Source organism: Thermosipho globiformans (assembly GCF_003990895.1).
Classification (GTDB): Bacteria; Thermotogota; Thermotogae; order Thermotogales; family Fervidobacteriaceae; genus Thermosipho; species Thermosipho japonicus.
This window is the reverse complement of record NZ_BHXD01000001.1, coordinates 326,089-338,087: the sequence shown is the minus strand read 5'-3', so window position 1 is coordinate 338,087 and position 11,999 is coordinate 326,089. Positions and strand designations below refer to the sequence as shown.

At 29.3% G+C, this 11,999-nt stretch carries 12 protein-coding genes; all 12 read right to left on the bottom strand.

Annotated features, from left to right (window positions below):
• Window positions 1-4: 4 nt before the first annotated feature.
• On the bottom strand, window positions 5-1,309 hold the full coding sequence (gene yidC, locus EO083_RS01890; RefSeq protein ID WP_126992521.1) for a membrane protein insertase YidC: 1,305 nt from the start codon (window positions 1,307-1,309) through the stop codon (window positions 5-7).
• Window positions 1,306-1,551, bottom strand: coding sequence for a membrane protein insertion efficiency factor YidD (yidD, locus tag EO083_RS01885; protein WP_114702442.1), 246 nt, complete (start codon window positions 1,549-1,551; stop codon window positions 1,306-1,308). The genes yidC and yidD overlap by 4 nt, the downstream gene beginning before the upstream one ends.
• On the bottom strand, window positions 1,523-1,918 hold the full coding sequence (gene rnpA / locus EO083_RS01880; RefSeq protein ID WP_126992520.1) for a ribonuclease P protein component: 396 nt from the start codon (window positions 1,916-1,918) through the stop codon (window positions 1,523-1,525). The genes yidD and rnpA overlap by 29 nt, the downstream gene beginning before the upstream one ends.
• On the bottom strand, window positions 1,900-2,034 hold the full coding sequence (gene rpmH / locus EO083_RS01875) for a 50S ribosomal protein L34 (RefSeq protein ID WP_004102791.1): 135 nt from the start codon (window positions 2,032-2,034) through the stop codon (window positions 1,900-1,902). The genes rnpA and rpmH overlap by 19 nt, the downstream gene beginning before the upstream one ends.
• Before the next feature lie 65 nt (window positions 2,035-2,099).
• Window positions 2,100-3,503 (bottom strand): HD-GYP domain-containing protein, encoded by a 1,404-nt coding sequence (locus EO083_RS01870; RefSeq protein ID WP_241229924.1) that lies wholly within the window; start codon window positions 3,501-3,503, stop codon window positions 2,100-2,102.
• Window positions 3,496-4,434 carry an ABC transporter substrate-binding protein gene (locus tag EO083_RS01865; RefSeq protein WP_126992518.1) on the bottom strand — a complete coding sequence of 313 codons (939 nt, stop codon included), beginning with the start codon at window positions 4,432-4,434 and terminating at the stop codon, window positions 3,496-3,498. The genes EO083_RS01870 and EO083_RS01865 overlap by 8 nt, the downstream gene beginning before the upstream one ends.
• 32 nt (window positions 4,435-4,466) lie before the next feature.
• Window positions 4,467-5,528, bottom strand: coding sequence for a BMP family lipoprotein (locus EO083_RS01860; protein ID WP_126992517.1), 1,062 nt, complete (start codon window positions 5,526-5,528; stop codon window positions 4,467-4,469).
• Window positions 5,529-5,552: 24 nt separating this feature from the next.
• Window positions 5,553-6,872: a ribosome biogenesis GTPase Der gene (gene der / locus EO083_RS01855; protein WP_126992516.1), complete on the bottom strand. Its 1,320-nt coding sequence runs from the start codon at window positions 6,870-6,872 to the stop codon at window positions 5,553-5,555.
• A complete protein-coding gene (locus tag EO083_RS01850; protein WP_126992515.1) occupies window positions 6,841-9,276 on the bottom strand; it encodes a bifunctional 4-hydroxy-3-methylbut-2-enyl diphosphate reductase/30S ribosomal protein S1 in 2,436 nt (811 codons plus the stop codon). The genes der and EO083_RS01850 overlap by 32 nt, the downstream gene beginning before the upstream one ends.
• The gene (gene cmk, locus EO083_RS01845; protein WP_126992514.1) at window positions 9,249-9,917 is read right to left on the bottom strand and encodes a (d)CMP kinase; all 669 of its coding nucleotides are present in this window, start codon (window positions 9,915-9,917) and stop codon (window positions 9,249-9,251) included. The genes EO083_RS01850 and cmk overlap by 28 nt, the downstream gene beginning before the upstream one ends.
• Before the next feature lie 10 nt (window positions 9,918-9,927).
• On the bottom strand, window positions 9,928-10,260 hold the full coding sequence (locus EO083_RS01840; RefSeq protein WP_114702449.1) for an STAS domain-containing protein: 333 nt from the start codon (window positions 10,258-10,260) through the stop codon (window positions 9,928-9,930).
• Window positions 10,253-11,998 (bottom strand): aspartate--tRNA ligase, encoded by a 1,746-nt coding sequence (gene aspS, locus EO083_RS01835; protein WP_126992513.1) that lies wholly within the window; start codon window positions 11,996-11,998, stop codon window positions 10,253-10,255. Before aspS ends, EO083_RS01840 begins: the two co-directional genes overlap by 8 nt.
• Window position 11,999: the final 1 nt, after the last annotated feature.

Below are 11,999 nucleotides of genomic sequence, written 5' to 3'. Positions count from 1 at the left end.
TCTTTCACCCCTTATTAGGTAATCCCCAAAGTTCTCTTTGTGTAATTCCTTTAATTTTATATCTTTTATAGATATAATAGGTTATACCTAATTGTATCAAAGTATTTGCCGTATAATAGAGAAATACACCACTTGGTAATCCAATGAATAAAAATGGGAAAATAAAACTCATTATTATGCTCTGCCATGCTGTCCTTGAATCTTGACTAGTTATAAGTGCTAGATAATAACCAGCTAATATCTGAATTACCAAAAAAATCCAATTTGCACTAAATCCACCTGCTGTTAAGTCATTCCAGAAAAGGAATCTTCCACTAAAAGCAAACTCTTCTTGATAGTACCTAATAACTTGGTAAAGAATTATGAAAATTGGAAGCTGTACAAAGGCCATTAAACATCCACTTGCTGGATTGATTTTATTTTCTCTATATGCCTTAAGTAATTCTTGTTGTTGTTTTTGTGGGTCTTTATATTTTTTCTTAATTTGTTCCACAATAGGCTGTAACTTTCTCATTTTAATCATTGACTTTGTTTGTGAGTGATAAAGAGGATATAAAACAAATCTTACAATAATTGTAAACACTATAATTGTAAGACCAAAATTTCTGGTAAAATTATTGATCCAACCAAAGAAATAAACTAAAGGATAAAGTATAAAGTCAAACCAGCCACCTACACCCGATACTGTTTTAAGCATTTCTGAAATCAAATCATAGTCATCTGAAAATGCACTCTTAATAAGAGTTTTTTTATAAGGGCCAATATACACCAAGAATCTTAAATTTGATCCTTTAACACTATTCCCACCAAGAGTATTACCATTAAACTTTATAATCGAAATTATGTCACCCTTACTATAAAATGATAAAAAGATGTTGTTCCTAAGCCTATCATCATTTTCAAAACCTACTCTTGGCACATGGACAACAACTTCTTTTGAAGATATTACTGATACATCAAATGTATAATTTGGACCTTCTTTGAAATTATATATTTTTTCAATTTCATCAGAATAGTTAAATTTCAATGTAACTTCAGTATATTTATCTCCATCCTTTAATCCTTGCCAACTAAACGTTGGTGTTGAATTAACGCCTTCAATATCAAAACCATCGTTTGAATATAAAAACATTCTTGTTCTTCGTTCAATAGTTCTATATACTTCACTTAGATTTCCATTATAGTCAAATTTGTATTCCATAAATTTTGTAAAAACATATATTCCATCAGTTCTTTCTTCTACAGAAATAGTACCAGCAATCATTATAAGTGTTACAAACAAAAAAATGACGGCAATTATTCTTTTCAACCAGACCGCCTCCCCTTAAAAATATAAAACTTTTCTGGAACTGGATCATATCCGCCTTCATGCAATGGATTACATCTTAAAATACGCTTGAAGCCCAGGAAAAGACCTTTAAAAATCCCAAACTTCTGGACCGCCTGATAAGTATATTCAGAACATGTAGGTGTATAAATACATGTTGGTGGTTTTAAAGGAGATATAAATTTCTGATAAAATCTAATCAGCTTTAATATTATTTTCCTCATTGCCTATCCTTTCGAATAACTCTAAAAATGCTTCTTTAAATTGACTAAATTGAATATGTTCAAAATCCTTTGATAACAATTTTCTAACAATAATTAAATAATCGTATCCTTTTGGAATTTTCATTTTATTTGTTCTTACAATTTCACGCATCCATCTTTTCACTTTATTCCTTTTTACTGCCTTACCAAATTTCTTTTTTACTGAAAAAGCAAATTTGCTGTAATCTAGTCCATTTTTACAATACAAAATTACAAAATAACTACTTTGAACACTTCTTCCATTCTTAAAAACTTTTAAAATGTCTTTCCTGAGCTTCAAGCGTTCTTCTTTTTTAAATCCAAACCTTTTTATACTGCTAGTCTCCATCTTCCTTTTCTTCTTCTGTTCTTTAATACTTTTCTACCACCTGCTGTCTTTTTTCTTGCAAGAAATCCATGTGTTCTTTTCCTTTTGATTCTTGAAGGTTGGTACGTTCTTTTCATATCCTTTCCTCCTTTTCCAAAATTTAGTCTGCTATTATGTTATCATAAATTTTTATTTAAATCAACTAATTTATTAAGCCACGTCTTCTAAGAACTCTAATAAATTTTTCAAAAAGTTCAGGTGAAAATTTACTTCCAACCATATCTTTCATAATTTTAATAGCCTTTTCCACTGACAATCCATTTCTATATGGCCTGTCTTCAGTTAATGCTACAAAAACATCTACTATTGCAACTATTTGTGCTCTTAAACTTATTTCACCATCTTTCAAATTATCTGGATATCCGCTACCATCCCAATTTTCGTGGTGATGCCTTATTACATCTGCCACTAAATCCCAACCAGGTATTGTTTTTATTATTTTTTCACCATAAATAGTATGCTTTTTCATGATTTCAAATTCTTTATCATCCAATTTTCCAGGTTTATTTAAAATATGTTCTGGAATTCCTATTTTTCCAATATCATGCAAGATTGCACCGTATTTTATTGCTTCAAGTTCTGCTGGATCGTTGACATCAAGCTCTTTAGCAAGCTCTATAGATAAATTCATAACATTTTTTGAATGATTTCCTGTTACTGAATCTTTAATTTCAACAGCTTCAGCAAGAGCTGAGATAATTTGTAAATTTTTTTCCATCAATTCTGCGTTAGTCTCCTCCAGTTCTGCCATTGTTTCTTCTAGTATTTCATTAGTTTTTTCATGTTCATTCAATATTTTTTTAAATTCATCAAACATTCTAATAAATGTTTTCTGAAGAGTATTTATTCTTTCGTTATTCGTTATCTGCTTATTAAAATTCAAAATTCTTTTGGACTTAAATTCTTCAAAAGTTTTATTCAATTCTATATTTAAATTCTTTAAAGTTATATCCAAACTCACAGCATCTTTCCTTAAATTATAGAAAATATAATAGAAAGCCATTAACAAAACCAAAGTTGGTAGGATAATCAATAAATATGATCCAATAAAAAACGAAGTTTTATAACCTACTACTATCTCAAATCCATATTTTGATAAATATCTTGAATCAAGTATATTGCTATGGTATTCACTACCAATTTTTGATATTTCATTTGAATACACTATTTTATTATTTACCAATATTTCATAATGCTTAAGTGAAGACTGGTTGAAATTAAACAACGTTAAAGGAATTTCATATAAAATATAATTATTTCCAGATTTTTCAACATATTTTATCGAATTCGATGAATAGTAAATTCCTCTTATGTAATCATTAGGTCCTTCAATTAAAATTCTTGAAAGATCAATTTTCATTTGAGGATCAAAAAAATTTCTGTCCAATTTTGATTTTAAAAATATACGACTTGAAATCAAATTATCAAAATAGCTAGCTAAAAATTTACTAGAATCACTAATATTTAACTTTAGTAGAAATCCATGAATGAACATTGTTATTATAACAATTAAAATGATAAATAAAATTAAATTAATCTTAGTCACTTTGCCCCTCTTCAATTGCGATCTCCTTTCTTAATATATCAAATTTTTCAATACGTATATTTCTTATTAAATAACCTTCCGGTGTAAAAGCTTGATTATTAACAACAGTATGATTTATAAAATAACTCACAAATTGTTCTGAAGAAATAAATTTATGTTTAGATAAAAGACTAATTATCTCATTAATTGTTATTAAAGGCCAATCAATTTTTTTAAATCCAAAATCTACAATATAAAGATTGTTGTAAGAAGGTAATATCATTAAAGAACTATCAATTGCTGAATCAGATAGTAAAATTATTCCACTATAATCACTTATTATGTTAAAAAAATCTAATGCTAAGTTAGGTGATAATGTTATTACAATTGCATCAAAATTATCTAAAACAATGTTTGAAAGCTTTGAAGAATAGAAATACACAGCCTTTCCATTGAAAGTTTTAAGAATATCTAGAAAATCTTTAGAATAAATTTTATTAAAAGGATCAAGTACTAAAAGAACATTTTTAATATTTTTTTCTTTCAAAAAAGAAACAATTACATCAACTTGTATTTTATTTATTGGAACAAGAGAAAAAATATTTTTATTATTTAATAAATCATTCGAAGTAATACTCGGAGATAACGCTATCAAATCGTATTTTTCTAATTCTTTTTCTATAATGGCAATACTACTACTAAAGTTTGGCCCAACTATTATGTTTACCCCTTTAGACTTTAAAAATCTTAAATCATTTTTTTTTAAGCCTTCTTCGTTGAATGAAATAAAGTTTAATTTTCCATCATAAGTTGAAACAACATTATGTGATGAATCTTTTAACGAATATAAAAATCCATAAGTGTTACTTTGAACAAAATACCAATATATAACCTGCAAAAAAATAATTGCAATAATAATTAAGATATAAAGGTTATAATTCAATTTTTTCATTTTACCGCTTCCCTTTTTATATATAAAAATCTTTAAAACTGAATTTTAACTCTAAGTGCGTTTAATTCATCTTCAGTTTCTGGAATTTTAAATTCTCCACGTTTTACAAGACTGATTAAATACTCAAGCTCGTAAATTAACTCGTTAGGTACCAATCCTTTTGTAAATGGCATTCTGCTTATTCCTTCCCCATCTTCTTTTAACCCCAATTCTATATTTCCTGGATGCCAATCACCTGTAAATGCCTTAACAACTCCCATGTAACTTGCATTGTCAACTCTTTTAATAGCACTTGCAAGAATATGTCCAGGAGCCTGCCATTCTTGCTCTACATCTCCGCCAAGCATATAATATCCACCATTTAAATACATATAATCAATTAACTCTTTAAACTCTTTACTAGTAACATTTTTTAAATTTTCTTCTTTTATAGCTTCTATTATTCCAAGGGCTGTACCACCACAAGCTTGTTGTATAATATCAACACCTTCGCTAATCAGTGCTTGGGTTAATTCCTTTCCTTTTTTTGGATCCGTAAAGCTATTTGCATATACAACTTTTACTTCAACATTAGTGTTATGAATACTATTATAGACTTTAACTCCCGTTCTAAAACCTATTTCATATCTTTTAACAGGAGGAATAGGAATACCTCCGATAATAGCAACCTTTCCAGTTTTAGTCATTCCAGCAGCTAAATATCCCGTTAAAAAACTACCTTCCTGTTCTTTAAATGTAAATGTCATTACATTTGGTAAATCTTTTTCTTGGTGAAAATCTATTCCAACAAAATAGGTTTCAGGATATTGTTCCGCAACTTTATAGAATGCATCAGACATCAAAAAACCAACTGCAAAAACAACATCAGCTGATTCAGCTGCTTTGCTTAAGTTGCTAATGTAATCACTTTGTTCTTTTGATTGAATCACTTCATATTCAATACCATATTCTTGACAAGCTCTAACTATTCCAGACCATGTTCCATCCATAAATGATCCGTCTCCTAACCCCCCAACATCTGTAACCATAATAACTTTAAAAGCAAAAAGACTTGAAAAAATTAAAATAAAAACTAAAAAGAGTAATTTTTTCATGTAATCCCCCTCCTCCCAAAATTTTTAATGTCTTGATTTAAATTTTAAGAATATTGGAGCCCCAACAAATGGATAAATATTTTCTCTAATAGTTTTTCTTATATGGTTTTGATAAAATTCTGGCACTTTTTTACCATTAGTGAAAAACAAAAAGGTTGGTGGACGTATATCAACTTGGGTCCCATACAAAATCTTAAGACCTTTTGGTGGTGGTGTAAACGCCATCATTCTTTGTATTGCCGAATTAACCGCACTTGTTTGAACTCTGTAATGAAGAGATTTATATGCTTCATCAATTGCATTTATAAGATTATCAATTCCTTTCTTATTTATTGCACTTAGAAAAATTAATGGGCTATAGTTAATAAAATAAAGTTTTTCATTAAATTGATCTATAAATTCTTCTTTCTTATATCTGAAGTTTTTTATCAGGTCAATCTTATTAAAGGCAACTATAGTTGCCTTACCTCTATTTTCTGCAATTCCAGCAATTCTTTGGTCCTGATGCGTAATACCTTCTGTAGCATCAATTAAAATTACTACAACATCAGAATTTTCTATACTTTTTATTGAACGCACATTACTATACATGTCTAAGCTCTTATAATCAACTTTACTTTTTCTTCTTAAACCTGCAGTATCAACAAATAAGTATTTTTTTCCATTAATGGTTACTAGTTCATCAACAGAATCTCTTGTGGTTCCAGGTATAGGTGTTACCAAAACTCTTTCTTTATTCAATATGGAATTAAATAGCGTTGATTTCCCAGCATTTGGTCTACCAATAAATGAAACTCTAATAATAGGTTGACTCTCTTCTTTAAGATTTTCTTCTAGTGATAGCCCTTTGCTTTCAAGTACATTGACTATTTTTTCAATTAACGTGTCAATGTTTTTTCCCTGTTCTGCTGAAACAAAAATTGGATCACCAAATCCTAACTTATAAATATCAGGCAAATTATTTTGAACACGTTTTTCACTTTCAGATTTATTAGATACTAAAATTACATCATTATTAGACTTTCTTATTATATCAGCAAGATAATAATCTTCAGATGTTATACCGTTCTTTGCATCAATAACAAAAAGAATCAAATCTGCTTCATTTAACATTTTCAGCGTTAAATCTTTTGATTTGTTTATTATATCATCTTCAGGATTTTCAAATATTCCACCAGTATCTACTATATTAAATGTTTTGTTATAATACGAGACGCGGCCACTTACCGCATCTCGCGTTACGCCTTCTTTATCATCTACTATTGACTTTTTATAACCTATGAGTTTATTAAAAAGAGTGGACTTTCCAACATTACTCTTGCCCACTATCAATACTGTTGGCATTATCTACCTTCCTTTCAATTGTTGTGTATCTTTCATTCTCAAATTCTTCTTTTAGACTATCAATAACTTTCTCATTTTCAAGTTCTTTTTCACTTGCAGTAATTCTCAATATTTCACCGTCTTCTTTAATTTGTATAATCTTTACCTTTAATTCATCACCTAAAGTTATTTCTTTCAAAATATGAGATTTTGGTAAATAAATTTCAACGTTTTCACATGTGCCAATATATCCTGATTTTAATTCCTTTATAACTTTTACTGTAACTATATCTCCAATCTTGCGGTTGTTTTTAAATTTTTTCCAAGGGTTTTCTTGCACTCTTTTGATGCTAAGCCTCATTTTTCTGTTTTCTTTATCAAGTTCTGTAATAACAGCCTTGACTTTTTGGCCTTCACTTAAAACATCCTTAGGAGACGAGATATAATTCCATGAAATTTCTGAGATCGGGCAAAAACCACTAATTCCCCTTTCAATTTCAACAATTACTCCTTTATCAAGTATGGAACTTACAGTTCCTGTTATAGTATTTCCTACTGGATATTTTTCTTCAATATTCTCCCATGGATCTCCTTCAACTTCTTTGTAGCTCAATCTCATCTTTTTATTGTTTGGATCTATTTCTTTAACCATTACCTTAACTATATCTCCAACTGAAACTATATCACTAATTTTTCCCCTTCTGCCCCAAAAAATATCATCAATGTGTACAAGTCCATCAACGCCTGGTTCTAAATTAACATAAAAACCATACGAAAGTATATTTTTTACTTTCCCGCTTACAATATCTCCAACTTTGTATTTCTTCGTTACATTTTGCCATGGATCAGGCATTAATTCTTTTAGGCTCAATAGAATCTTCCTATTTTCTTTGTCTATCTTTTTAATATATAGTTTTACTGATTGCCCTTCACTAAGTACATCTTCTACTCTTAAAGATGTATCATATGATACTTCAGAATTTGGAAGTAATCCATCTATTCCTTCAAAAATTCTAATGAAAGCCCCAAACTTTTCAATTTTTTTGACAATTCCTTCAATAATATCTCCTTCTTTTCTTTCATTAAAGAATTTTTCTTTCTGCTCGTTCATAAATGCTTTTCTAGAAAGAATAATATTCAATCTTTTACCTTTTTCTTCAAATTTTATAATTTTAAATTCCAAAGGAGTTTTTGGAATGTTTCCATCAAATATCATTGATTCACTTTTTGGAAGAAAAGCTTGAATTGTATTTTCTATTAGTACTTTATATCCTCCTTTTATTTCAGAATTAATTTTACCAATTATTTTTTCACCTTTTTCAAATTTTTCCTTTAATATTTCTTTCAATTTTTTAGAGTATACAATTTTTTCTGATAAATATGCAATACCTTCATCATCGTTTTTTCTCAAAAGTATTAGGGAAAGTTTTTCACCAATCTTATAATCATTTACATCTTTAACTAATTCATCCGAAGTTACTACTCCTTCACTTTTCCATCCAAAATCTACAAATATTTCTGATTCTCCTTTTCTTAAAACTACTGCCTCAACTATTTCTCCTTTTCTTACATTATCAAATAAATAAGAATCTAATAATTTTTCAAAATTGTTTTCCATTTGCAGCATCCCTCCTAGTTTTTTTAATCCAGCAGCAATTTCTTCAACTATTTCTTTTGGTGTAGAAGTTCCACTTATAATGCCAACACTATCGACCCCCTTGGGCATTTCCTTTATTTCATCAATAGTTTCAATATGTATAGCTTTTGTATGTTGTGATGCAATATTGAATAATTTTTTAGTATTTGAACTATGTTTTCCACCAACTACTATCATCAGGTCTACTTCTCTTGAAAGTTTCTCCACTTCTATCTCTCTGTTGTGTGTAATTTTACAAATACTATTAAATACTTTAAATTCACTGTAAATTGAAATATCTTTTAACTTATTATAAAAATTTTCAAAATCCTTGTATGACATTGTTGTTTGGCTAGCTACAAAAATTTTTTCACTTTCTATAACAAGAGGTTCCATAGTAATAATAGCATTTTTTGCATAGCTTTTTAGAGCAATCATCTCTGGATGAGTAATTTTACCATAGACGACAATTTGATATCCTTTTTTTTCGTATTCTTCAACCGTTTTAAATAAGTTATAAACTATTTTACAAGTTAAATCTACCACTTTATGATCTTTTTTTATTTTTTCAATTTTCTCCTTTGGAAGGCCGTGTGCTCTAATAAGATATATATCGCCATTATCATATGATAACCCTAATCTTTCAAGTTCTTCCATTACTTGTTTATTATGAACTATATCGTCATCTGTAAAAACTTTTTTACCGGATTTCAACAATTCTTTTGTAACATTTACAGCTTTTTCTACTCCAAAACAAAAACCTATTCCTTTTGCAATTTTAATTTGCATCTTTCAAGTACCACCTCTAAAATTTTATTAATAACTTCCTCTATTGTATATTTAGTTGAATCTATTAAAATAGCATCATCTGGCTGTCTTAAAGGGGCAATTTCCCTTTCAGTATCCTGTTTGTCTCTTAAAATGATCTCATTTAAAACTTCTTCATATGAAACATTAACACCTTTATCTAATAGTTCTTTATACCTTCTTTTTGCACGTTCTTCAGCAGAAGCTACTAGAAAAATCTTAACTTCAGCATCAGGAATCACTACCGTTCCAATATCACGGCCTTCCACTACAATATTTTCATTTTTAGAAATTTTTTGCTGTATCCTAGTCAAAAACTTACGAACAATAGCTTTCTTTGCGTATTTTGAAGCACAAATTCCTGCATACGGGGTTCTTATTTCATCTCCTACTCTTTTACCATTAAGATAAAAATCTCCATTTATAAACTCTAATTTTATTGTTGATAGTTCTTTTTCAATATCTGAATCATTTTCAACACCTTTCTCATCAAGATAAAGCCCAATTATTCTATACATTGCACCTGTATCAAGATAATAAATACCTAACCTATTGGCAAGAATTTTTGCAACAGTAGTTTTACCAGAACCCGCAGGTCCATCTATTGCTATTCTACAAGGCATAATTTATCACCTATAACTCTTCTAATGATGAAATAATATGAAATACTTTATCCAACCTAGTCATTTCAAATACCCTCATAACTGATTGTTTTGGAGACAACAAAGCTAATTCTTTATTGTTTAATCTAGCATCTTTTAATATTGCAACTAAACTTCCAAGACCTGCACTGTCTATATAATTTACTTCTGAAAGATCAATCACAAATTTACCTTTTTCAGTTGCTAACATTTTTTCCCTAATATCTTTTTTTACATCTGCTGAATGATATGCATCAATATCGCCTGTAACCTTTGCAATTGTATATTGGTCTTTTTCAATAAATTCTACTTTAGTGTTATTCATTTTCATCCCCTCCTTCTTTAATATCAACCAATTTTATTGATAATTCTTCTAGTTGACTTTTATCTACACTTGATGGTGCACCTGTCAGCTGACAAGTTCCACTCGTAGTTTTTGGGAAAGCTATTACATCTCTAATAGAAGACGTTTTTAAAGCAATTGAAACCATTCTATCAAAACCAAATGCTATTCCTCCATGAGGAGGTGCACCATATTTTAGAGCTTCTAATAGGAAACCAAATTTTTCTTCTGCTTCTTTATTAGTTAGCCCAATTATTTCAAAAACTTTTCTTTGAATTTCAGAGTTGTGTATTCTTATACTACCTCCACCAATTTCATTTCCATTTAATACCATATCATATGCATAGGCTTTAATTTCTTCAGGTTTTGAATCAATGTTTTTAGGCATTGTAAATGGATGATGGCGAGCAACATATCTTTTTTCTTCTTCATTCCATTCAAGAAATGGAAAATCAACAACCCATAATGCATCAAAATTTTCTTCCAAATCCTTAAAATGTTCTTTAGCAATTCTTAATCTCAACGCTCCAAGTGCGGTATTTAACTGCTCCCTATTTGTATGAGCTGCTAAAAGAACAACATCTCCATCTTTAAGATTATAATCTTTTGAAATATTCTCATATGATATACCAAGGAATTTATTAGTTGGCGAAGAAATTTCTCCATTTTCAAGCTTGAACCATAGCAAGCCACCAAGTCCGAATTCTTTAACGTAGCTTTCTAATTCAGAAGCTATCTTTCTACTAATAGGAATTCGAGTGATAAAACCTTTTATTGAACCACCATTGTTTAAAACATTTTTAATAATCTTAAAATCAGTGTCTTTAAAGTAATTTGTTAAATCTTTCAATTCCATTCCAAACCTTCTATCTGGCTTGTCACTTCCATATATTTCCATTGCTTCATCATAGGTAATTCTATCAAATTTTTCTGGAAGTTTTATTCCAACAGAGCTGTAAACATGCCTAACAAAGCTTTCCATTAAATTTATAACATCTTCCATTTCCACAAAAGACATTTCAATATCTATTTGAGTAAATTCAGGTTGCCTATCAGCGCGCAAATCTTCATCTCTAAAACACCTTGCAAATTGATAATACTTGTCAAAGCCAGAAACCATTAAAAGCTGTTTGAATAGCTGAGGTGATTGTGGAAGAGCATAAAATTTTCCTTTTTGTAGTCTTGAAGGAACAAGAAAATCTCTCGCACCTTCAGGAGTACTTTTTGTTAGATAAGGCGTTTCTATTTCCAAAAATCCATGTTTATTCAAAAATTCCCTGGCAGCTTGTGCCATTTTATGCCTTACAATAAGATTTTTGTTCATGTTTTTATCTCTTAAATCTAGATATCTATACTTCAACCTTAAATCTTCAGATACCTTATCTCCAGGATAAAATGGTGGTAATTCTGCTTTTGATAAAATATTTATTTTCTCTACGATTACTTCAACTTCTCCAGTTTGAGTTTCTGTTTTTGTACTTTCAGGCCTTTCAGAAACTGTTCCTTCAATTTGTATTACCCATTCTCTTCCTATTTGCTGTGAAATTTCATAAGCTGGCGATTCTGGATTTACAACTACCTGAGTTACACCATATCTATCTCTCAAAATTATAAATTTTATTCCTCCTAAATCTCGTATTCTTTCAACCCATCCGGATAAAACAACTTTTTTCCCAACATCTTTAATATTTAATTCCCCACAAGTATGAGTTCTATACAAA